Origin of the sequence: Actinomyces denticolens (genome assembly GCF_002072185.1) — a bacterium.
Classification (GTDB): domain Bacteria; phylum Actinomycetota; class Actinomycetes; order Actinomycetales; family Actinomycetaceae; genus Actinomyces; species Actinomyces denticolens.
This window is the reverse complement of the sequence record NZ_MVIW01000006.1, coordinates 37,668-60,351: the sequence shown is the minus strand read 5'-3', so window position 1 is coordinate 60,351 and position 22,684 is coordinate 37,668. Positions and strand designations below refer to the sequence as shown.

16 protein-coding genes and 1 pseudogene are annotated in these 22,684 nt (G+C 70.5%); 7 read left to right on the top strand and 10 right to left on the bottom strand.

Features of this window, described 5'->3' with window-relative positions; translation table 11 throughout:
• Positions 1-257 precede the first annotated feature (257 nt).
• The 3 genes from valS (at position 258) to B1H55_RS02880 (ending at position 7,009) form a co-directional block, all read left to right on the top strand.
• On the top strand, positions 258-3,062 hold the full coding sequence (valS, locus tag B1H55_RS02890) for a valine--tRNA ligase (RefSeq protein ID WP_077239927.1): 2,805 nt from the start codon (positions 258-260) through the stop codon (positions 3,060-3,062).
• A 101-nt stretch (positions 3,063-3,163) separates the two neighbouring features.
• On the top strand, positions 3,164-5,002 hold the full coding sequence (locus B1H55_RS02885; protein WP_231953015.1) for an AMP-dependent synthetase/ligase: 1,839 nt from the start codon (positions 3,164-3,166) through the stop codon (positions 5,000-5,002).
• A 123-nt stretch (positions 5,003-5,125) separates the two neighbouring features.
• Positions 5,126-7,009 carry an AMP-dependent synthetase/ligase gene (locus tag B1H55_RS02880; protein ID WP_073451214.1) on the top strand — a complete coding sequence of 628 codons (1,884 nt, stop codon included), beginning with the start codon at positions 5,126-5,128 and terminating at the stop codon, positions 7,007-7,009.
• Positions 7,010-7,048: 39 nt separating this feature from the next.
• Here B1H55_RS02880 and B1H55_RS02875 read toward each other — a convergent pair whose 3' ends face one another.
• Together B1H55_RS02875 and clpX are read right to left on the bottom strand one after the other, a co-directional pair.
• Positions 7,049-7,375 (bottom strand): chorismate mutase, encoded by a 327-nt coding sequence (locus B1H55_RS02875; protein WP_073451213.1) that lies wholly within the window; start codon positions 7,373-7,375, stop codon positions 7,049-7,051.
• Positions 7,372-8,673 (bottom strand): ATP-dependent Clp protease ATP-binding subunit ClpX, encoded by a 1,302-nt coding sequence (gene clpX, locus B1H55_RS02870; RefSeq protein ID WP_073451212.1) that lies wholly within the window; start codon positions 8,671-8,673, stop codon positions 7,372-7,374. Before clpX ends, B1H55_RS02875 begins: the two co-directional genes overlap by 4 nt.
• Before the next feature lie 87 nt (positions 8,674-8,760).
• Here clpX and B1H55_RS13050 point away from each other — a divergent pair.
• Positions 8,761-9,273: pseudogene (locus B1H55_RS13050) on the top strand (type II toxin-antitoxin system VapC family toxin); the annotation flags it as partial.
• Positions 9,274-9,468: 195 nt separating this feature from the next.
• Here the strand turns inward: B1H55_RS13050 and B1H55_RS02860 are convergent.
• Positions 9,469-10,167 carry an ATP-dependent Clp protease proteolytic subunit gene (locus tag B1H55_RS02860; RefSeq protein ID WP_077239926.1) on the bottom strand — a complete coding sequence of 233 codons (699 nt, stop codon included), beginning with the start codon at positions 10,165-10,167 and terminating at the stop codon, positions 9,469-9,471.
• A gap of 1 nt (position 10,168) precedes the next feature.
• Positions 10,169-10,810, bottom strand: a complete 642-nt coding sequence (locus tag B1H55_RS02855; protein ID WP_073451209.1) for an ATP-dependent Clp protease proteolytic subunit — start codon at positions 10,808-10,810, stop codon at positions 10,169-10,171.
• 280 nt (positions 10,811-11,090) lie between these two features.
• Between B1H55_RS02855 and B1H55_RS02850 the strand changes: the two genes are divergently transcribed.
• Both B1H55_RS02850 and B1H55_RS02845 read left to right on the top strand, forming a co-directional pair.
• A complete protein-coding gene (locus tag B1H55_RS02850; RefSeq protein ID WP_073451279.1) occupies positions 11,091-11,852 on the top strand; it encodes a class I SAM-dependent methyltransferase in 762 nt (253 codons plus the stop codon).
• A 75-nt stretch (positions 11,853-11,927) separates the two neighbouring features.
• A complete protein-coding gene (locus B1H55_RS02845) occupies positions 11,928-12,269 on the top strand; it encodes a cupin domain-containing protein (RefSeq protein WP_077240160.1) in 342 nt (113 codons plus the stop codon).
• A gap of 44 nt (positions 12,270-12,313) precedes the next feature.
• Here the strand turns inward: B1H55_RS02845 and B1H55_RS12640 are convergent, their stop codons facing one another.
• The 5 genes from B1H55_RS12640 to B1H55_RS02820 all read right to left on the bottom strand — a co-directional run bounded on the left by B1H55_RS12640 (position 12,314) and on the right by B1H55_RS02820 (position 18,789).
• The gene (locus B1H55_RS12640; protein ID WP_073451207.1) at positions 12,314-13,930 is read right to left on the bottom strand and encodes a fluoroquinolone export ABC transporter permease subunit; all 1,617 of its coding nucleotides are present in this window, start codon (positions 13,928-13,930) and stop codon (positions 12,314-12,316) included.
• Positions 13,927-14,799 (bottom strand): ABC transporter ATP-binding protein, encoded by an 873-nt coding sequence (locus B1H55_RS02835; protein ID WP_096519490.1) that lies wholly within the window; start codon positions 14,797-14,799, stop codon positions 13,927-13,929. The genes B1H55_RS12640 and B1H55_RS02835 overlap by 4 nt, the downstream gene beginning before the upstream one ends.
• Positions 14,796-15,443 (bottom strand): TetR/AcrR family transcriptional regulator, encoded by a 648-nt coding sequence (locus B1H55_RS02830; protein WP_231952580.1) that lies wholly within the window; start codon positions 15,441-15,443, stop codon positions 14,796-14,798. Before B1H55_RS02830 ends, B1H55_RS02835 begins: the two co-directional genes overlap by 4 nt.
• A gap of 244 nt (positions 15,444-15,687) precedes the next feature.
• Positions 15,688-17,121, bottom strand: coding sequence for a trigger factor (gene tig, locus B1H55_RS02825; protein ID WP_077239925.1), 1,434 nt, complete (start codon positions 17,119-17,121; stop codon positions 15,688-15,690).
• A 222-nt stretch (positions 17,122-17,343) separates the two neighbouring features.
• Positions 17,344-18,789: a L,D-transpeptidase family protein gene (locus tag B1H55_RS02820; protein ID WP_143222404.1), complete on the bottom strand. Its 1,446-nt coding sequence runs from the start codon at positions 18,787-18,789 to the stop codon at positions 17,344-17,346.
• A 634-nt stretch (positions 18,790-19,423) separates the two neighbouring features.
• Between B1H55_RS02820 and B1H55_RS02810 the strand changes: the two genes are divergently transcribed.
• Positions 19,424-19,684: a VapC50 family PIN domain-containing toxin gene (locus B1H55_RS02810; RefSeq protein WP_073451203.1), complete on the top strand. Its 261-nt coding sequence runs from the start codon at positions 19,424-19,426 to the stop codon at positions 19,682-19,684.
• Between the two features lie 437 nt (positions 19,685-20,121).
• Here the strand turns inward: B1H55_RS02810 and B1H55_RS02805 are convergent, their stop codons facing one another.
• Positions 20,122-22,671, bottom strand: a complete 2,550-nt coding sequence (locus B1H55_RS02805) for a S8 family peptidase (RefSeq protein ID WP_231952581.1) — start codon at positions 22,669-22,671, stop codon at positions 20,122-20,124.
• Between the last annotated feature and the right edge of the window lie 13 nt (positions 22,672-22,684).

Below are 22,684 nucleotides of genomic sequence, written 5' to 3'. Positions count from 1 at the left end.
CCTCGTCATTGGGGATCACCGCGGCCAGTTCTGGCACAAGCGTACCAATCCCCTCCCCCCGCGCGCGAGACCGGTCGATACCGTCGTCGAGACCGGTCGAAAACGCCACCGAGACCGGTACGCGGGCCGAGGAGAGGGGGGCGGGGCCGGCCGACGGAGCCCGGCCCCGCTCCCCCGACCGCCTGGTAGCCCACCTCACAGGCGCGCCGCCCCGCCCGCTTGGAGCGCTGAGGCGGCACCGTGACAGAATCAGCGGCATGTCGCAGCCCAGCAACTCATCCCGTTTCATCCCCTCGCAGCTCCGCAGCCCGCGCGTGCCGGCCAAGGTGAGCGCCGACGGCCTGGAGTCCACCTGGGGGCAGCGCTGGGAGGAGGACGGCATCTACGCCTTCGACCGCTCCGCCGAGCGCCCCGAGGTCTTCTCCATCGACACCCCTCCCCCGACGGCATCGGGCTCGCTGCACGTGGGGCACGTCTTCTCCTACACGCACACGGACACCCTCGCCCGCTACCAGCGGATGCGCGGCAAGGCCGTCTTCTACCCCATGGGCTGGGACGACAACGGCCTGCCCACCGAGCGCCGGGTGCAGAACTACTACGGGGTGCGCTGCGATCCCTCCCTGCCCTACGACCCCGACTTCACCCCGCCGCGCACCGGCGGTGAGGGCAAGTCCATCAAGGCCAGGGACCAGAAGCCGATCTCGCGGCGCAACTTCGTCGAGCTCTGCGAGCGCCTGACCACCATCGACGAGGCCCAGTTCGAGGCCCTGTGGCGCCGGCTCGGGCTGAGCGTGGACTGGAGGCAGACCTACCAGACCATCGGCGAGCGCGCCCGCAGGGTCGCCCAGGCCGCCTTCCTGCGCAACCTGGAGCGGGGCGAGGCCTACCAGGCCGCCGCACCTGGCCTGTGGGACGTCACCTTCCAGACGGCCGTCGCTCAGGCGGAGCTCGAGTCCCGCGAGTACCCGGGCTTCTACCACCGCCTGGCCTTCCACGTCGTCGACACCGACGCCGCCGAGCGCGCGGCCGCGGCGGGTGCCCCCATCGAGACCGGCCCGGCCGGCACCCACGACGTGTGCATCGAGACGACGCGCCCCGAGCTGCTCGCCGCCTGCGTGGCCCTCATCGCCCACCCCGACGACGAGCGCTACCAGCCGCTGCTGGGCACGACCGTGGCCTCCCCCGTCTTCGGCGTCGAGGTCCCGGTGCTGGCCCACCCCGCCGCTGAGAGGGACAAGGGCGCCGGCATCGCCATGTGCTGCACCTTCGGCGACACCACGGACATCGAGTGGTGGCGGGACCTCGGCCTGCCGCTGCGCGCCATCCTGCGCAAGGACGGTCGCATCGAGGCCGAGACCCCCGAGTGGATCACCGCGCCGGCGGGCCGCGAGGCCTACGCCGCCATGGCCGGCAAGACCACCTACTCGGCGCGGGAGACCGTCGTGGCCGCCCTGGCCGCCAGCGGCGAGATGCGCGGCAAGCCGACCGCGACCACCCGTCAGACGAACTTCTTCGAGAAGGGTGACAAGCCCCTGGAGATCGTCACCTCCCGCCAGTGGTACCTGCGCAACGGCGGGAAGGATTGGACGAACCCGGCCACGGGCTCCGACCTGCGCGCAGACCTGCTCGCCCGCGGCGCCGAGCTGGACTTCCACCCCGATTTCATGCGGGTGCGCTATGAGAACTGGGTCAAGGGCCTCAACAACGACTGGCTCATCTCCCGCCAGCGCTTCTTCGGCGTGCCCTTCCCCGTCTGGTACGCGATCGACGACGACGGCGAGGTGGACTACACCCGCGTCCTGACCCCCGCCGAGGCCGAGCTGCCGATCGACCCCTCCTCGGATATCCCGGCCGGCTACACGGAGGATCAGCGCGACCAGCCGGGCGGCTTCACCGCCGAGCTCGACATCATGGACACCTGGGCGACCTCCTCCCTGTCGCCCCAGCTGGTCTCCGGCTGGCTGACGGACGAGGACCTCTTCAACCGCGTCTACCCCATGGACCTGCGCCCCCAGGGCCAGGACATCATCCGCACCTGGCTGTTCTCCTCCGTGGTACGCGCGGACCTGGAGTTCGGCGCCCTGCCCTGGAGGCACGCGGGCATCTCCGGATGGATCCTGGACTCGGACCACAAGAAGATGAGCAAGTCCAAGGGCAACGCCGAGACCCCCATGGGCCTGCTGGAGAGGTTCGGGGCCGACGCCGTGCGCTATTGGGCGGCCTCGGCCCGCCTGGGCCTGGACGCGGCCTTCGAGGAGCAGCAGATCAAGATCGGCCGCCGCCTGGCCATCAAGCTCCTCAACGCCTCCAAGTTCGCCCTGTCCATGGGCCTGCCCTGGGACGCCGATGAGGAGGCCCTCGCGGCCGCCCCCGCGCCGAGCCTGGACGCCACCGCCGTCACCGAGCCGATCGACCGGGCGGTCCTGGCGGCCCTGGCGGATGTCGTGGACGCCGCGACCGCCGCCTTCGAGCGCTTCGAGCACGCCCGCGCCCTGGAGGCCGCGGAGTCCTTCTTCTGGACCTTCTGCGACGACTACATCGAGCTCGTCAAGGATCGCGCCAACGACCTGGGCGGCTCCCACGACCCGGCCGCCGTCACGAGCGCCCGCACGGCCCTGGCCATCGCCGTGGACACCTTCGTGCGCCTCTTCGCGCCCTTCCTGCCCTTCGCCGCGGAGGAGGTGTGGAGCTGGTACCGCACCGGCAGCGTCCACCGCGCCGCCTGGCCCGAGGCCGCGCCCCTGCGCGAGGCCTCGGCCGGCGCCGACGCCGCCCTCGTGGCCCGCGCCGGCCAGGCGCTGGCGGCGCTGCGCAAGGTCAAGTCGGAGGCCAAGACGAGCCAGAAGACGCCGATCCTCTCCGTGGCGCTGGCCGTGGCCCCCGAGGCCGAGGCGAGCGTGGAGGCGGTTCGCGCCGATCTCCTCGAGGCCGCGAAGGTGACGGGCCCGATGACCCTGGCCGCGGCCGAGCTGCGCGCGGGCGACGACGACGAGCCCGCCCCGGCCGTGATCGTCACCGCCGTCGAGCTCGGCGAGGCCCCCGCCAAGCCGAAGAAGGGCTGAGAGCAGTGCCGCAACGGATCCCCGCGCCCGCCGGCGCCGCGCCCCACCCGTCCCTGGGGGCCACGACCGTCGCCGACGGCGTCACCTCCAGCCCCCTGACCATGGGGGCCTCCGGCACCTGCGACAGCCGCGACACGGAGTCTGAGTGGACCGTCCCGTGGCTGCTGGCCGACCGCATCGCCCGCACCTCGGAGCGCCCCATCATCGAGCGGCGCAGCTCACTGGGCACATGGACGCCGATCACCGCCCGGGCCTTCGGCGAGGAGGTCGCCCGTATCGCCGCGGGGCTCATCGGTTTGGGCCTGGAGGCGGGAATAAGCGTGGCGCTCATGTCCCGCACCTGCTACGAGTGGACGCTCCTGGACATGGCGATCGCCCGCGCCGGGCTGGTCTCCGTGCCCATCTACGAGACCGACTCGGCCGAGCAGATCGAGTGGATCCTCGACGACGCCGACGTCCGCCTCGTCATCACCGAGACCTCCGGCCATGCGCTCGTGGTGGAGGCGGCCATCAGGGCGCGCTCGGCCGCCGATCCCGGCGCCGAGAGCCCCCGGGTCCTGTCGCTGGACCGCGATGCGCTCACCGAGTTGACCACGGCCGGGCGGGCGATCTCGCGGACCGTCGTCGAGGACCGCTCGGCCGCCGTGAGCCCCGAGGACATCTTCTCCATCATCTACACCTCCGGTACGACGGGCCGCCCCAAGGGCGTCGAGATCACCCACCGCAACGCGGCGGGCCTGGCGCACAACGGCGTCCACTGGATCCCCGACCTCCTCTACCGCCCGGACACGCGCCTCCTGCTCTTCCTGCCGCTGGCGCACTCCTACGCGCGCTGCCTGGAGCTGCTGTCCCTGGCGGGCCAGGGCGTGCTCGGGCACACCCCGGACGTCAAGACCCTCCTGCCGGACCTGCAGGCCTTCGGTCCCTCCTACGTGCTGGCCGTGCCGCGCGTACTGGAGAAGATCTACAACGCCGCAGACGCCAAGGCGGGCAGCGGCATGAGGCTGCGGACCTTCCGCTGGGCGGCGAAGGTCGCCGTCGAGTACTCCCGCGCGCTGGACGCCCCGGCCGGCCCCTCGAAGTCGCTGGCCGCCTCGCACGCGCTGGCCGACCGCCTCGTCTACCGCACGATCCGCGCCCTGCTGGGGCCCAACGCCCGTTTCGCGATCTCCGGCGGCGGGCCGCTGGGCGAGCGCCTCGGGCACTTCTACCGGGGCATGGGCCTGGAGATCCTCGAGGGCTACGGGCTCACCGAGACGATCGGCCCCACCTGCGTCAACCTCGATGTGCGCAACAGGATCGGCACTGTGGGCCCGCCCGTGTGCGGCAACGAGATCCGGGTGGACGAGACCGGGGAGATCCTCGTGCGGGGCCTGGGCGTCTTCCGGAACTACCACAACAACCCCGCCGCCACCGCCGAGTCCTTCACCCCCGATGGCTGGTTCCGCACCGGTGACATCGGGGCCATCGACGACGACGGCTGGGTGCGCATCACCGGCCGCAAGAAGGACCTCATCGTCACCGCCGGCGGCAAGAACGTGGCCCCGGCGGTTCTCGAGGACCGACTGCGCGGGCACCCGCTGGTCAGCCAGGTCCTCGTCCTGGGGGACAACGAGCCCTTCATCTCCGCGCTCATCACGCTGGATGCGGAGATGCTGCCCCTGTGGCTGCGCAACCACGGCCTGCCGGAGATGGGCGTGGTCGAGGCCGCGTCCCACCCGCAGGTGCTCGCCGCGCTGGAGCGCGCCGTGGCCCGCACCAACGAGGCGGTCTCCCGGGCCGAGTCGATCCGCGAGTTCCGCGTGCTCACCACGGATTTCACGGAGGCCAATGGCCTGCTCACGCCCTCGCTGAAGGTCAAGCGGGCCGCCGTCATGGAGGCCCATGCCGACGCCATCGCCTCCATCTACGCCGGCAAGCGCCGGGGCCCGGAGGCCTGACGCGCTCACCGTCAGCGGAAGTCGCAGGTCAGGGGCGCGCTCCGGGGCCACCGGCGGGGCGCGGGGTCCGTACGTGGCCGCATTCGGGCCCCGTCGGGCGCATCGGCGGGCGATGATGGGGTCATGACGAGCCCCGCACAGCCCGGCGCCGAGCCGGCGGCCCTCCAGCAGCACGCTGCCAGCACCATCCGCTCCACCCCGCTGGCGGTCCCCGTCCACGACGGGATGACGGCCCCGTGGGCGCTGGCCGAGCGCGTGCGCCGCTCACCGTCCGCCCCGCTCGTCGCCCGCAAGCCCTCGGTCGGCCGCCGCTGGATCCCCATGAGCGCGACGGCGTTCCGCGCCCAGGTCCGCGAGGTGGCGGCCGGGCTCATGTCGCTCGGGCTGCGCCCCGGGGACGCGATCGCGATCATGTCCCACACCTGCTTCGAGTGGACCCTCCTGGACTTCGCCGCCTGGGAGGCGGGCCTCGTCGTGGTGCCGATCTATGAGACCTCCTCGGCGGAGCAGGCCGAGTGGATCCTCACCGACGCCTCCGTGAGGCTGGTGGTCGTCGAGAACGCCGGCATGGAGCAGATGGTCGAGGCGGTCCGCGCCCGCGGCGCCGATCAGGCGGCCCTGGCGGAGCTGCGGGTCATGTGCCTGTCGCGCGGCGCGATCACGGATCTCATCGCCGCGGGGAAGGGCGTGGACCGGGCCGGGCTCGACGCCCGCGCCGCCGCGCTCACCAGCGCGGACCTGGCGACGATCGTCTACACCTCGGGCACCACGGGGCGCCCCAAGGGCGTCGAGCTCACTCACGGCAACCTCATCCAGCTGGGCGTCAACACCTGCGAGCACGTTCCCGAGGTCCTGGCCGCCGATGAGGTGCGCGCCCTCATGTTCCTCCCCCTGGCCCATGTGCTGGGGCGGTTCATCGAGATCGCGATCGTGTGCTCCGAGCGCGGCGTCATGGGCCACGCCCCGGATGTCAAGCACCTCGTGGACGACCTGGCGACCTTCTCCCCCACCTTCGTCGTCGCCGTGCCGAGGGTTTTCGAGAAGATCTACAACGCCGCGGACGCGCGCTCGACCGGCAACAAGCAGAAGGTCTTCCGCCTGGCCGCCAAGACGGCGATCGCCTACTCGCGCGCCCTGGATACCCCGGAGGGGCCCAGTCGCGGCCTGCGGGCCCAGATGAGGGTCTTCGACCGGCTCGTGTTCTCCAAGCTGCGCGCGCTGCTCGGCGGGAGGGTCTCGCATGTCATCAGTGGTGGCGGCCCCCTGGGGGAGAGGCTCGGCCACTACTACCGGGGCGCGGGGGTGACCGTCCTGGAGGGCTACGGGCTGACCGAGACCTCCGCGCCCTGCGCCGTCACCCTGCCTGCGAGCATGAGGATCGGCACGGTTGGCGGTCCAATGCCGGGCACTGAGCTGCGACTGGCCGACGACGGCGAGATCCTCGTGCGCGGCATCGGCCTGTTCCGGGGCTACCACGCCAACCCCGGGGCCACGGCCGAGGCGCTGACGGAGGACGGCTGGCTGCGCACGGGCGATATCGGCGCGTTCGAGGACGACGGCTCGCTGCGCATCACGGGCCGCAAGAAGGAGCTCATCGTCACCGCCGGGGGCAAGAACGTGGCGCCCGCCGTCCTGGAGGACCGACTGCGCGGCCACCCGCTGGTCAGCCAGGTGCTCGTCGTGGGCGACAACCGCCCCTGCATCGGCGCCCTGGTGACGCTGGACGCGGAGATGCTGCCGCTGTGGCTCGCCTCCCACGGGATCGAGGACCTCGACCCCGTGTCGGCGGTGAGCGACCCGCGCGTGCGCGCGGCCCTGGAGCGGGCGGTGGCCCGGGCCAATGAGGCGGTCTCCCGGGCGGAGTCGATCCGGACCTTCACGGTGCTGCCGGGCGATTTCACGATCGATAACGGCCTGCTCACGCCCTCGCTCAAGGTGCGCCGGGCGGAGGCGCTGGAGCGCTTCGCCGATGAGATCGACGCGCTCTACAGCAGGCCGGTGGTCTGAGGGATCCGGGCCGGGGCCTCTCGCCCCGGGCCGGGCCTCTCAGGCGGAGAGCTCGTCGCGGATCTCCTCGTGGTGGCGGATGACCTCGGCGACGATGAAGGCGAAGAACTTCTCCGCGAAGACGGGGTCGAGCCCGGAGTCCTCGGCCAGTGCCCGCAGGCGGGCGACCTGGCGGGCCTCCCGCTCGGGGTCCGACGGCGGCAGGTCGAGGCGCGCCTTGAGCTCGCCGACCTGCTGGGTGCAGCGGAAGCGCTCGGCGAGGAGGTGGACGAGGGCGGCGTCGAGGTTGTCGATGGTGACGCGGTAGCGCGCGAGGTCGGCGGGCACCCCGGGGATGTCCCGCTCGACGGCCTCGGAGGCGCTCATGCGGTCCGGCTCCTGGACTGCTCGGCCTTGCGCGTGGAGCTGAGGGAGCCGGTGCCGGCCTCGTAGCGGGGGCGGGCGGTGCCGCGCACGGCGTCGGCGTCGACGACGACGCACCCGACCTCGGGCATGGAGGGCACCTCGAACATGGCCTCGCCCAGGACCTCCTCGACGATGGAGGTCAGGCCCCTCGCGCCGGTCTTGCGCTCCAGGGCCTTGGCGGCGATGGCCTCGATGGCCTCGTCGGTGAAGACGAGCTCGACGCCGTCGAGCCCGAAGAGGTACTGGTACTGGGAGACGAGGGCGTTCTTGGGCTCGGTCATGACGCGCACGAGCTCGGGCACGCCGAGGTCCTGCACGGTGGCGATGACGGGCAGGCGGCCGATGAACTCGGGGATGAGGCCGAAGGTGTGCAGGTCCTCGGGGCGCACCGGGGAGGTGAAGACGTCCTTGGCCTGGTCCTTGGCCAGCGTCGCGCCGAAGCCGACGAGCTGGGCGCCGGCCTCCTTGCGCTGGCGGGCGCGCACGATCTCCTCGATGCCGGCGAAGGCCCCGGCGGCGATGAACAGGATGTTCGTCGTGTCGATCTCGAGGAACTCCTGGTGGGGGTGCTTGCGCCCGCCTCCCGGGGGGACGGAGGCGGTGGTGCCCTCGATGATCTTCAGCAGCGCCTGCTGCACGCCCTCGCCGGAGACGTCGCGGGTGATCGAGGGGTTCTCGGCCTTGCGGCCGATCTTGTCGATCTCGTCGATGTAGATGATGCCCTTCTCGGCGCGCTTGACGTCGCCGTCGGCGGCCTGGATGAGCTTGAGCAGGATGTTCTCCACGTCCTCGCCCACGTAGCCGGCCTCGGTGAGCGCGGTGGCGTCGACGATGGAGAAGGGGACGTCCAGGAGCTTGGCCAGGGTGCGGGCCAGATGCGTCTTGCCGGTGCCGGTGGGGCCGAGCAGGAGGATGTTGGACTTGCCGAGCTCCAGGCCGTCGCCCTCGGCGACGGCGCGCTCGCGCACCTGGACTCGCTTGTAGTGGTTGTAGACGGCCACGCTCATGGCGCGCTTGGCGCCCTCCTGGCCGATGACGTAGCTGTTGAGGAAGTCGAAGATCTCCTGCGGCTTGGGCAGTTCGAGGGGGACGCCGACGGAGCCGGAGCCGAGCTCCTCGTCGACGATCTCGTTGCACAGCTCGATGCACTCGTCGCAGATGTAGACCCCGGGGCCGGCGATGAGCTTCTTGACCTGCTTCTGGCTCTTGCCGCAGAAGGAGCACTTGAGCAGATCGACGCTCTCGGCATTGCGTGGCACGTGTCCCCCTTGTGTCGTCGGATCCGCTCCCAGGCGGCGCGGGGAGCGCCGCTGGAATCAGGGAACGGGGTACTGCCAGCCTATTAGGTGGAGCGTCCCAGCGCGAGGGCCGGGCCCGGCGAGCCCCTGCGCGATTGCCCACCCGGTGGCGGGGCGCCGCCCGTCGCACCGAGCCGACGACGCAGCAGATCGTCTCCGCAGTGCGCGAGGGGCGGGAGTGAGCAGGACCTCCGTTCATCCCACTCGGCCGGCGCGGGGGCGGGCCCGGTGATTGTCATCGATACCTCGGCACTCATCGAGGGACTTGTGGGGCGTACACCCAGCGCCCGGCTGTTTGACCTGCTCACGGGGGAACTCGCGGCTCCTCAGGTCATCGACTTCGAGGTGCTCTCCGCCCTGCGCGGCATGGTGCTCGGCGGCCTCCTGCCCCTCGATGAGGCGCAGGAGGCCCGGCGCTTCTTCTACGAGCTCACGATCTGGCGATGCGAAGGAGCTCCCCTCGCCGAGAGGATCTGGGAGCTGCGGCACCAGTGCACCGCGTACGACGCTTCCTATCTCGCCCTCGCGGAGAGCCTCGACTCCCCCGTGGTGACCTGCGATCGCAAGCTCGACGCCGGGGGGCCACCGCGCCGACGGCTGCCATCCGCCCTGAGCGGTGCCTTCCGCACCGAGTGGTGCCGATTCCACCCACAGGTGCGTTCTGCCCGCACCAGTGGGTGCGGATCGCACCGCTCGGGGCAGCGCGCACCGCTCGGGGCGGATGGCACCGATCGGGCGATCGGGCGCCAGGGGACGTCAGGAGGAGTGCGGGGAGGGCGCGGCCTTGCGGGGGCTGAGCACCTGGTCCACGATGCCGTAGTCCTTGGCGGCGGCGGCGGTGAGGATCTTGTCGCGCTCCAGGTCGTTGTGGATCTGGTCGCGGTCCCGGCCGGTGTGCGCGGCCAGGGTATCCTCCAGCCAGGCGCGCATGCGGTCGATCTCGTCGGCGACGATCTCGATGTCGCTGGCCTGGCCGTGCATGCCCTCCATGGCGGGCTGGTGGATGAGCACGCGGGCGTTGGGCAGGGCCAGGCGCTTGCCCGGGCTGCCCGCGGCCAGCAGCACGGCGGCAGCGGAGGCGGCCTGGCCCAGGCAGACGGTCTGCACCTGCGGCTTGATGTACTGCATCGTGTCGTAGATGGCGGTCAGGGCCGTGAAGGAGCCGCCGGGACTGTTGATGTACATGGTGATGAGCCCATCGGGGTCCTGGGACTCCAGGACGAGGAGCTGGGCCATGATGTCGTCGGCGGAGGCGTCGTCCACCTGGACGCCCATGAAGACGATGCGGTCCTCGAAGAGCTTGGCGTAGGGGTCCTGGCGCTTGAAGCCGTAGGCGGTGCGCTCCTCGAACTGGGGCAGCACGTAGCGGGACTGCGGCATGGCGGCGGCAGCGCCGACCGCGCCGGCGGGGCCCATCTGGCGCGCGACGGCCTCGAAGTAGGGACGAGTGCTCATATCAGTTCTCCCCGTTCTGCTGGCCGATCTCCCGGCTGGAGCGCACGATGTGGTCGACGAAGCCGTACTCGAGGGCCTCGGGGGCGCTGAACCAGTGGTCGCGGTCCGAGTCGGCGATGATCTCCTCGACGGAATGGCCGGTGTTGGCGGCCGTGATCTCCGCGAGCTCCTGCTTCATCTTGATGATGAGGTCGGCGTTGATGCGGATGTCCGTGGCCGATCCACCGGCGCCCCCGGAGGGCTGGTGCATGAGGACCCGGGCGTGCGGGGTCAGGTAGCGCTTGCCCTTGGCGCCGGCGCTGAGCAGGAACTGCCCCATGGAGGCGGCCATGCCGGTGGCGACGGTGACGACGTCGGGCTGGACGTACTGCATGGTGTCGTAGATGGCCATGCCCGCGGTCACGGAGCCGCCGGGGCTGTTGATGTAGAGGTAGATGTCCCTGTCGGGGTCCTCGGCGGCCAGCAGCAGCATCTGGGCGCAGATCGCATTGGCGTTGTCATCGCGCACCTCCGATCCCAGCCAGATGATGCGCTCCTTGAGGAGCCGGTTGTAGATGGAGTCGGTCAGGCCCAGCCCGGCGCCCTGGCCCTCGTGGGCACTGGGGGCGGCGACTGCGCCGGGGCGCGTGTGGAGCTCGCTCACGTCTGTCCTCTCGTGTCGGTACGCCAACGCTAACGCGAGCCGGCCGGGCGCCATGCCCGCCCCCGCGGCCTTTTCGCTCACGGCACAGGGTCCGCCGGGCGGCCGACCCTCTCACTGGAGGGGTGGCACGAACCCGGGGATCAGGTTAGTCTGACCTCATCCTTATTTTTCTCGACTGCGATAGGAATTAATCATGGCGTCGGAGCACCGCCCGCCCCGGGACGAGGGGACGAGCACCCCCGTCGAGCACGGCCGGCGCCAGGGGCCGGAGGCGGCCCGAATGCAGGGGCACTGGCTGCTCGCCAAGCTCGGCAAGCGGGTGCTGCGCCCCGGCGGCATCGAGCTCACCCGCCGTCTCCTCAGGGCCGCCGACATCCGGCCGGGATGTCGCATCGTCGAGTTGGGGCCGGGCGTGGGCCGCACCGCCGAGCTCCTCCTGGGCTCCTCCCCCGCCTCGTACCGGGCCGTCGACCCCAACCCGGAGGGCCGCGAGCAGGTCGCCTCCGTCCTCGCGGGGCACCCGGGGGCCGATTACGTGGTCGCCGATGCCGCCGACACGGGGCTCCCCACGGGCGAGGCCGATCTCGTCGTCGGCGAGGCGATGCTGACCATGCAGTCGGAGGAGGGCAAGAGGGCGATCATCGCCGAGGCCGCCCGGCTCCTGGCACCCGGGGGCCGGTATGCGATACACGAGCTCGCCCTGCGCGCCGATCGCGGCGAGGAGGAGAGGGAGGCCGCGCGCAAGCGCCTGTCCCGGATCATCAAGGTCGGGGCCAGGCCGCTGCCCGAGGAGGAGTGGCGCGCCCTCATGACGGGGGCCGGACTGGAGGTCGTGTGGACCGGGACGGCCCCGATGCGCCTGCTCGAGCCCCGCCGCCTCATCGCCGATGAGGGGGTCCTCGGGGCCCTGCGCTTCTGGCGCGCCGTGCGGCGCACGCCCGGCGCCCTGGAGCGCATCAGGGCGATGCGCGAGACCTTCCGAGCGCAGGGCGAGCTGCTGAGCGCTGTCGGCATCGTCGCGCGCAAGCCCGCCCCCGGCTGAGAATGAGCCGAGCCCCGCACGATGCCCCGGCACGATCCCATCCATCCGCCAGCACCCGACCACGAAGGGAGCACCATGCCCACCACGCCCGTCACCGAATCCCTGTTCCGTCTGGGTCTCAACGAGGCCCTTCCCGTGAGCGAGGAGGCCACGACGTCGCGAGTCGTGGTCAACAACGACGTCCTGCGCACCGTCATCTTCACCTTCGACGCCGGCCAGCTGCTCACGGAGCACGCCTCCCCCAAGGCGGTGGTCGTCACGCTGCTGGAGGGCGAGATGGACTTCTCCATCGGCGGGCGGACCGAGCGCCTGGCCGCCGGGGACGTCGTCTACCTGGCCCCGGGCGACCGCCATGCCCTCACGGCCATCACCGCCTGCCGCATGCAGCTGGTCATGGTCGACGTCGGCGGCCAGTGATCGCGCTCCGGGCGGGCTACGGTGGGGCCCCGCCCGGGCCGACCTCACGGGGCCGTGCGCGCCGCCGCGCGGCTGCGCCCCGCCCACCACAGGCACCCCGTCGCCAGGGCGATCCCCCAGCCGAGGGCCCCGGCCGCCCAGGGCAGCCAGGCGGCGCCCCCGCCCATGGCGTCCAGGGCCCGCAGCGGCCACCACGTCGGCACGACGGCGAGCCACGGGGCCCGGCCCCCGCTCCCGGCGTGGTCGAGGACCGGCAGGACGAGGATGAGCAGGCCGAGCTTGACCGCGGCCACGCCTTGGACGGTGCCCGTGGCGAAGGCGGCCAGGGCCAGGGCGGTGGCGGAGGCCAGCGGGGCGCAGGCCAGGGCCATGCCGGCGGCGCGCCCCCACCCGGTGCCCGCGCACCATGCCAGCCCCGCGGCGACGGCCGGCACGCTGATCACGGCCACCTGCCCGGCCCGCCATCCGAGGTAGCGGTGGAGGGACAGCGGGGTGACGGCGATCATCTGCCAGGTCGCCTCCTCCTTGTCCTGAAGCAGCATGAACCCGACGACGGTGCCGATCATGACGGGCAGTACCACCGTGAGGACGAGACCGACCAGGGGCTCCAGCCAGGCCGCCTCGTCCAGGCCGTGGGCGCGCAGCACCTCTGCCGCCGGACCGGCCCCCAGGCGCACGCCCAGGATCATGACGAGCGGCAGCAGGGCCAGCCACCACAGCAGGTCGTCGCGCGCCAGACGGCGCATGTCCATCGGAACCAGCGCCGCCAGCACCCCGACCGTCCTCGAACGCCGTCCGCCCGGGCGCCGCAGGCACTGCGGGCTTCGGAGGCGGAGCGTGTGGTCCGGGTACTGCCGGCGCCGCAGGCGGAGCGGGTGGCGCCCTCGGCGCGGACGGTCGCCCGCGAGGCCGTCCCAGTGCACCGTGCTCCCGGCGGCGCGCCGCCGGCTCCCCCCGGCGCCGTCGTCCGTTACCGCACCGCGCAGCCGCCGGCCCGCCACGGCGAGACCGGCCACGGACCAGACGGCGGCCGCGAGCACCGCGGGAGCGGCCAGGGTTGCAGGCGCCTGGCCGACGGCGATGCGCAGGAGGACGACCGGCCCTTGGAGGGGGTGGAGCCAGTACCCCCAGCCCTCCGCCGCCCCGAGCAGCGGCAGGACCGGCACCGCGAAGCCGATCGTCCACACCCCCGAGGGCAGCAGGAAGGACGCGGCGGACCGGTAGCCGGCCACCGCGGCGGCCCCGTAGAGGACCTCGAGCACCGCCAGCAGGGCCACGCCCGCCAGGAAGGCGGGCCAGGCCACCGCCGTCCCCGAGACGAGGACGAGGACCGCCGACTCGACAACGGCCAGCAGGCCGAGGGAGGCGGTGAGGGCGACGAGGTACTCCCCCACCCGCATCGGGCTCACCGCCCGGCACATGAGCGAGCCGTCGCCCCGTTCGGCCAGCACCTGGACGGCGGCGAAGTAGAAGCAGGTGATCGTCATCTCCCCCAGCAGCAGAACGGGCCACCATCGGGGCGGGAGCGCCGTGAGTCCCCGCAGGAGCAGGGCGATGACGAGGCCGACCGCCACCGCGACCAGCCAGTAGCCGCCGGCGGCCTGCAGGCGCAGGTCGAGGCGCACGGTCGCGGCCGTACGGCGCAGTGCCGGCGCGCTCACCGCAGGTCCCGTCCCGTCACGTCGCGGAAGACGGCGCCCAGGTCCGCCTCCTGGCTGTGCAGGGACAGGGCCTCGTGCTCGCGCAGGTCGCGGTGGAAGAGCTCGTCGTCGGCCAGGCCGTCCAGGGGGTAGGTCCCATGGCCCCCGTCCCAGGTGAGGCGGACCCGGCGCGTGCCGTGGCTCCTGCGCAGCACGTCGGGGGCACCGAGCTCGAGGAGGCGGCCGTCGACGACGAATCCCACCCGGTCGCAGGCGCGCTGCGCCAGCGCCATGTCGTGGGTCGTCACGACGACGGTGCACCCCCGCTCGCGCTCCCGGGCGATGATCCGCTCGATGCGGGCCACGCCCGCCGGGTCCAGGCCCGCCGTCGGCTCGTCGAGGAACAGGAGGCGGGGACGGGCGAGCAGGGCGCGGGCGACGTTGAGCCGCATCCCCATGCCCTTGCTCATGGCGGAGGCCCTCGTGGCGGCGTCGTCGTCGAGGCCCACGGCCTCCAGAAGCCGATCGGGGTCGCGGGTCGCTCCGGGGTGCAGGCGGGCGGCGTAGGCGAGGTTCTCCCTGACGGTGAGCCGACCGATGGACACCGGGCGCTCGAAGGCGACGCCGACGGCCTCGTACAGCTCCCTGCCCCAGGACGAGACCTCCCGTCCCAGGACGCGGGCGGTGCCGGTATAGCCGCGCAGCAGACCGATGAGCACCCGCTGCAGGGTGGACTTGCCCGCACCGCTGGGCCCCAGGAGACCGAGGACCTCGCCTGCCTCGACCGTGAGGTCAACCGCTTCCAGGGCGGGACGCTGCGCGCCGCGGTAGGTGAAGCCGAGCCCTCGGGTCGCCACGGCTGGGGCGGGGGCGGGGGCCGGGGCGCTCACGGCTCCTCCCGGGCGAGGGCGGCGGTGAGCAGCGCGACGGTGTCGGCGGCGACCTCGGCGATCTCGGGCCGGTCGAAGGCGCTGCCGTCCGTCGCCGCCCGCTCGGCCGTGACGCCGAAGCGGCGCATGACGTGGTCGGGCAGGCCGGCCATGACGTGGACGAGCATCCATGCCGCGGTGGCGGGGTCGACGTCGGCGCGCAGCTCGCCGTCGTCCTGACCGCTGCGCACGGCCCGCTCCACCCATCGGGTGAGGTCGGCGTCGTCCTGGGTGAGCGCGGCCGGGTCGAGCGGTGAGTCGGCGGCGAAGGCGCGGGCGAGCACGGACCAGCCGAGCGGGTCGCGGACCTGGAAGCCGTGGCTGCCGCGGACGAGAGCGGTGAGGACCTGCTCGAGGCTCGCCTCGGGCACGGGCGTGTCGACGACGGCGAGCCTGTCGCGCATGAGCCCCTCCACGAGGTGGGCGTAGGCGTCGCGCTTGTCCTCGAAGTACTGGTAGAAGCTGCCCTTGGAGATGCCCGCGGCGGCCGTCATGCGGTCGATGGAGGCGCGGGTGTAGGAGTACGTGGCGAACTCCTGCTTCATCGCCTCGATGATCCGGGTGCGCTTGTCCTCCGAGAGGTTGGCGAAGGTGGGCGTGGGCACGACGGGCCTCCTCGCAACCGTGTGACTCGCCAGTCATATGACTGATGAGTCATACGGTAGTCCGAGCTCGTGCCGCGCGACAAGGGGAGCCGGGAGCTCAGGATGCTCGGGGACGCAGCGCACGGCCCGGGCGCCCTCGTGGGGAACAGCACCGGTCCTGTGGGGCTGGAGGCGCCGAGCGCAGACGTGGGGCCCGGCACCGTGCCGGTGCCGGGCCCCACGGGGATGATGCGGCGCGCTCAGCTCACTCGGCGCTGGCGGCGCTCGGGGCGCTGGCGGAGGAGGCCGATGACGGGCTGGACGGCGAGGAGCCGGAGCCGGCCGAGCCGTTCTTCTCGTCGGCGTCGGCCGGGGTGGCGATGCGCTCGACCTCGTCGACGATGGCGGCGGCGTCGGCCTCATCGGAGCCGATGAACTCGCTGAGGTCGAGCTCCTTGCCCGCCGAGTCCTTGACGGTCACCTGGCGCAGGGCCAGGGCGAGGGACTTGTTGCGGGCGAGCTCGGAGACGAAGGCCGGGATCTGGCCGGCCTGCTGGGCGCCCTGCATGAACTGGCCGGGCTCCATGCCGTACTGCTGGGCGGTCTGGAAGAGGAAGTCCAGGAGCTCGTTCTGGTCGACGCGCACGTCGAGGGTCTCGGCGAGGACGTCGAGGATGATCTGGTCGCGCACGCCGCTGGTGACGTCGTCGCGGATCTCGGCGGCGTGCTCCTCGTCGCCCTCCTTGCCCTCGGCCGCCAGGTGCTGGGTGATCTCGTTGTCGATGACGGCCTGGGGGACCTCGAAGTCGATCTTGTCGCGCAGCAGGTCGAGGAGGACATCGCGGGCGGCGACGGCCTGATCGGCGGTCTTGCGGTCGGTGACCTGCTTGGCGAGGTCCTCGCGCAGCTCGGCGATGGTGTCGAACTCGGAGGCCATCTGGGCGAACTCGTCGTCCGCGTCGGGCAGCTCGCGCTGCTTGACGGCGGAGGCGGTGACAGTGACCTCGGCCTCCTCACCGGCGTGCTCGCCACCGGCGAGCTCGGTGGTGAAGGTGGCGGACTCCTCGGCCTTGAGGCCGCGCAGGGCCGTGTCCAGGCCCTTGAGCATGTTGCCCTTGCCGATCTCGTAGGAGACGCCGGAGACGGAGTCGACCTCCTCGCCGTCGATGACGGCCTTGAGGTCGATGGTGACGAAGTCGCCGGTCTTGGCCTTGCGGCCCACGGACTTCAGCGAGCCGAAGCGGGCGCGCAGGGAGTCGAGCTCGGAGTCGACGTCCTCCTCGCCCACCTCGACGGCGTCGACGGTCAGCTCGACGCCGTCGAGCTCGGGCAGATCGAACTCGGGGCGCACGGTGACCTCGGCGGTGAAGGTGAGCCGGCCGCCGTTCTCGCCAGTGACGTTGGGCAGCTCGGTGACCTCGACCTCGGGCTGGAGCAGCGGCACGCGGCCGGACTCGGCCATGGCGTCGCGGTAGCGGTCGGGCAGCTCGTTGTTGACGGCCTCCTGGATGACGGAGGCGCGGCCCACGCGCTGGTCGATGATGCGGGCGGGGACGTGGCCGCGGCGGAAGCCGGGGATCTGGACCTGCGAGCCGATCTCCTTGTAGGCGGCGTCGAGGCTGGGCTTGAGCTCCTCGTAGGGGACCTCCACGGTCAGCTTGATGCGCGCGGGGTCTAGGTTCTCGACAGTGCTCTTCACGGGGGATCTACTCCGAATGCTGGGTTGCAGGTGCGCCGTCGTCCGGCGGACGCCCATGGATGGCGTCAATCCCGGTCATCCTATGGCACTCGCCGGTGAGCGGTGAAAACAGCCGGGAGCCCCCGCCTATGGCGCTGGGCACAACTGGGGGCGGACCTCCCGGGCGCCCGGCGCGGGCCCGCCCGTCTCGACGGCGGCGGGGTGCGCCGACCGCGGCGGGGCTCATTCGTGGGTGACGACGGTGGTGCCGATCTCGACGAAGTCGTAGAACCAGTGGGCCTCCTCCACGGGGGCGTTGACGCAGCCGTGGCTGGTCTGACCGGAGTCGTAGCCGAAATCGGTGGCCCAGGGGGCGCCGTGGATGGCGAAGTTGCCGTCCCAGTAGGCGATCCAGGGGACGTCCTTCTGGCAGTAGGGGAAGCCGGGGGTGCAGCCGAGGTCCTGGGACTCGTTCTTGAGGTAGACGTGGTGAGTGCCGAGCTTGGTGGCCCACTCGCCCGATTCCTCGCCGTGGTTGATGCTCACGGGTCCGTGGACGACGGTGGTGCCGACGTAGGCGGTCATCGTGTCGTCGGTGAGGTTGACGTCGACCCATTTCTCGCCGTCGGCGGCCTGGTAGGCGAAGCGCTCGGGGCCCGAGGGGACGGTGCGGGTCTGGGTGGAGGGGGCGACGGGCTCGGAGGCGAGGGACCCGGAGTAGTCGGTGCCGGCGCTCAGGGAGGAGACGATGCCGTCGGCGATCTCCTGGGCGTTGGTGGTGCGCGTGCCGGGCCGACCGGGGCGGGCCAGGCCGAGGTCGTTGCCGGCGGCGTCGACGTTGGTGATCTCGTCGACCGGCGCCTTGTCCACCTCGGCGGCGTGGGTGTCCACCCATGCCCGGACCTTGGCGGGGTCGATCTGGGCGGTCATCCCCTCATCGGTGGCGGTGGTGGTGACCCAGGAGGCCTTCTCGGCGGTGGTCGCCGTCCAGGAGGAGCCGGCGCCGGTGAGGATGACGCCTCCGGCGATGAGCGCGTTGGCCTCGGTGACGGCGGTCTCGGCGTGGGAGGTGGTGGTCGGGGCCTCCTGCGGGGCCGCGGCCACCGTGATGTCGCCGCCGCTCAGTGAACGGGCCGAGGTGGTCAGGGAGGCGCGGATGGCGGCGCCGTCGACGCCGGTGCCGGAGGAGTCGGGGACGACCTCGAAGGCGCTCCCGTCGGCGCTGAGCCGGATCCGCGCGGACACGGGGGCGGTGCCGGCGAGGGCCTGGGTGGAGGCGAGGAAGTCGGTGAAGGCGTCCTCGTCGAGGCTGACCGCGGGGATGACCTCGCGGGGGCCGATGATCGAGCGCAGGGTGGGTCCGAAGGAGCCCGCGCCATCGACGGCGGCCCTGGCGGTGGCGTCGGCGTCGAGGACGACCCCGGCCTGGGCGAAGGTGGCCGTCCGGGTGCTGTCGCCGACGCGGATGGTCACCTGGGCCTCGTTGAAGCGGTGGGAGACGAGGCCGACGATCTGGTTGTGGTCGAGGCCGGTGACGTCCTGCCCCGCGATGGTGGTGCCGGGCAGGGCGACGTCGTCGTGGGCCTGCGCGTAGCCTCCGACCATCGCGGCCCCGCTGAGCACGAGCGCGCAGGAGGGGGCGATCTGCCACCACCCCGACCTTCGTCTGTTCCCCGCGCCGTGCCGCATCACGCCAGGATAAACGCCTCGCCCGCGCGCGACACATTCGGCCTGCTCAGGCGCGGCGGCCCGGGGCGAGGTGGGGCAGGGCGGGGTTGGGCGGAGCCGGCAGGGCAGGGGTGGGCGGGGGCGACGAGACCACCCGGCGGAACGCCCCCAAGTTCGACGCGTGAATCGAGGAGAGGGCCCGCCTCGTCCTCAAATGGCGCTGCTCCCACCGAGTGGCGCTGTTTGCACCCACTGGTGCGGGCAGGACGCACCAGTGGATGCAAACGGCACCGCTCAGTGCGGAACGCACCGCTGATGGCCCCGTGGGCGCCCACGCTGCGCACGCCGGCTAATAGGCCGTGTTCTGTTGATCGTGATTTCTTGACCGGGTTGGTCGTCACCCGGTTGCCGCAGAGTGTTGGAGGTTGCAGGCACGCCCCAGGGCGCTTCACCACCCGTACCGGCCTGGTCGGACATGAATCGGGACCAGGCCCCGGGGGAGATGGCGAGCACCTCCGTCACACCAGCGCCCGCGCCGGCAGGCCGGGGAGGCTCTGTCGGACATGGTGGCCGACGCCCAGTACTTCGGCGACTACGACGACGACCCGGCAGCGGTCCGAGAGGCACTCGACCACGCCCGCCATGGGGTGCGCCAGTGACCTTCTCCGCTTTGCTGGACACGTGCGTCCTCGTGCCCAGCGTTCCGCGCGACCTTTTCAGTCAGTATCCGGGCAACTTCCTCTTTCTCATGGACCTGTGGGGCCTCGATCAGGACCGGATCTTCAACGCCATTGACACCATTCGCGCACGATCCGGACGCAGAGGGCCCCGGTGGACCCATGCGAACATTCTTGGCCAACTGGAACGGGAGCAGTTACCGACATTCGTCGCCACCGCCAAGGCGGCACTCAAGTAGCCGACAATACCACAATCGCTCTCCCTACCCTCCGCGACCACTTCTCGATATATCCGGACCTCCGGCCCTCCACGCCCTTTAATGGTCAACCCCCACATACACGGCGATGATGACCTCCTCAAGGCGCTCGCGATCCATATCGGTCGGCACAAGTGTCGTCCACCTCGCGCAGTGAGGAGACGCACCATCTCCTGTGGTTGAGGGTCCACCCCCCTGGCGAGCACCTTTCTGCCGTCGTCATCATCGCAACAGGATCGTGTTGCCTACCGCGACGAGGGCGGCGCCGCCGTCATCCTCATCGCGCTCCTCGGACCTTAGGTGCATGAAGACAGGATTCCTTTTCGGCAACATCTGTTGACGACTCGTAGGTCCGGTCGGCCGTCATATAGGCGACCGAACATGATTCTCGGTGGACCGGCGAACGTGACGACCACCTGTCAGCTAATTCCAACAGTCGTCGCGACACGCACGCCGAGGTCAACCGCGATCGGTGTGTACAGATCGACATCCTGCTCGCTGCTAGCCAAGGACAGGATAAGGGAATAGCGGACAGGAATACCCAATCGATCCCGTCGCCGATTGTTCTTCCACCAGCCTCCGGTCGGATAGACGACAACATGGCTGCAGGCAGCAAGATCCGCGCCCGTTCCGATCCACTCGTCCTGATGCAGCGACCCGAAACTCCGAGCCTGCTTCCCGAGGAACCATCTGTCAGAATCACTGGAGCTCCCCCGGCTACCTCCTTCCTCATCCCTAACCTCCCTGTTCACTCGCGCAAGAAAGTCATCGATTCCTTCGGTCGGCCCCTGAAGATCGAACCGAAGCCCATAAGAGGAGTAGGTGTACTTGCCCTTCCACCCACGACGCGTACCCGACGGCTCGATGAAGTACGACAGCGTCAGACGCAGGCGAACGTCATTGTCACCAATCCCCTCAAGGACCTCACGCGGCCACGGCAGAGAGTGAAGGCGGAGCCGAGGCATCGTAAAATCGTCGGCATATGGCTCAATCTCGTCTTGAACCACCATAGTCACGGCACTTCGGGACGAGGAGAGGACCGACTCTTCGGTCGGGACGCCCCATCCGTATCGACGGAGCAGCCGGGCACGTTCTCCCTTCTTATCGCCACAGGCATCAAGATGATCTCGCATGACAGGGGTCCAGTGAGCCTCATGAACGAGGAGACCCCGGATCGTCTCGGGCCAGTACGACGGGTAACGAGCCATCGCGAGGGCGGCCAACCGTGCCGCCTGGGCGGTTGCGGCACTCGTCGCGTTGGCCGACGTCAAAGCGACGTCATTACTACGACCGATGGAGCGCAAAGAAAGCAGCGGATGGCGAAACTCGGTCACCTCCTGCCCATCAGATAGCACATTCCCTCCCTCCAGGCAGATCTCAGGCTTGATCGGCCAGGGACTGTCTCCAAAGAGCAAGGATGTCCGGCTATGGGGCGATAACTCGCCAGCGGGAGCCAGTGGAAGATGCCCACGATAGGTCGGATCCGAGGGTAGAGAATCGAGCTCCGTGTACGCTCCGACGGTCAGCGCGTTCCACGACTGTCCAGGATCCTCGATCGGCTGAGTATCAGAGTTCGCCAGATGGTCCTGCTCGTAGCAATCGACATTGGCGGCGGAGACGATGATGAGCCGCGCGGCCTCGGGGTCCGGCTCCGAGAGGAGGCTGACCGAGTTTTCCCTCACGACGATGTCCGTGCCGACCGCGAGGGCGTCGATCGCCATCGACCACAGGGTCGGTCGCCCTGGTTCCGACTCAGAGGTGGCACTGATCGGCATGCAGAACGTTCGCCGCCGCTGGGAGGCGATCTCCGGAAGGGATACCGCCTCGATCGTGGTACCGGCATAAGTCCGTGGCGGCATCCCTGCGGCCTCAGAACCTCGTCCAAGCATTATGCGCACCGACTCCAGACGATGCTGCAACGCGACACCCTCGAGCCCCTGCAAGAGGTCATCGAGATGGTCACCGTACAGCGCCAACCCCGCCATGGACGTGCCGTGACCGTCAGCATCATTACCGGTGTCGCCGACCACCGTGTGCTGATCTTCGCTCGCCAAGGACGAATCGAGCAGCTTGTGCCCTCGGAACACACCGGTGTCGAGATGACACACTGCGGGAGCATCTGAGCGCGCCGCCTTCACTCTGGCTGCAAGATCAAGCACATACTCCATCTGGCCATCGCCATCGAGGTCTTCAATCGTATCTACGAAGGAAGGAGCCCGCACCTCCGTCAGAGGAAGGTCGGTAGCCGTCAGGGGTTCGAGTTCCTTCCAAGTCGCACGAACATGAACGACGAGCGAATCACGGATGCGAACGCGCTCGTCAAGAGCCTCCAACCTATACGCGCGGAGAACTCGTTCCAGAAGCCCGGGACGCTCCCTGCGCGCATCGAGCCACAGCTCCCACCACACCTTTCCTGCAGGTGGCGAATCTCGAGAGGTCCACAAGTCCTTGAGGAAGAGGCCTTGAACACGAGAAATATTGGCAACCAGAGGACTGTTCTTCGGACTCCTCGTCTCACCTTCCTTCGATAGAGTATCTTTGTCAGGGTCAAGATATTCCTTGAACAATTTGAGGAACTGGGACCTGAACTCGTCAGCCACCCAGATAACGGCGCGTTCTGGGGTCTCCTCGGTCGCCTCATGAACGGACAGCAACATCCATTGAGGCTTCTTGGCCTTTTTGCGGTGCCTTGTCAAGGATGTCAGTCGGTCAAGCTGAAGCGGGAACTCGGCCGCATGCCCCTCAAGGGTCAGGTACGTGCCGGAAGCACGAAGCACCTCTTCGAGACCACTCTCCTCACGAGTCTTCTCCGCAGATGCGAACACCTCTTCGATGTCGTGAAGGATCCGCTGACCGTGGGCGGCACGATCCACCGCGCGAATCGCGTGCGCTCCGCCGCCGTGCGCCGTCCAATTCTCCGACCTGACGCGGTCTCCCACGAGCAGGTGGTCGAGGTTGCTAGCCGCCATAGACATAGGTGCC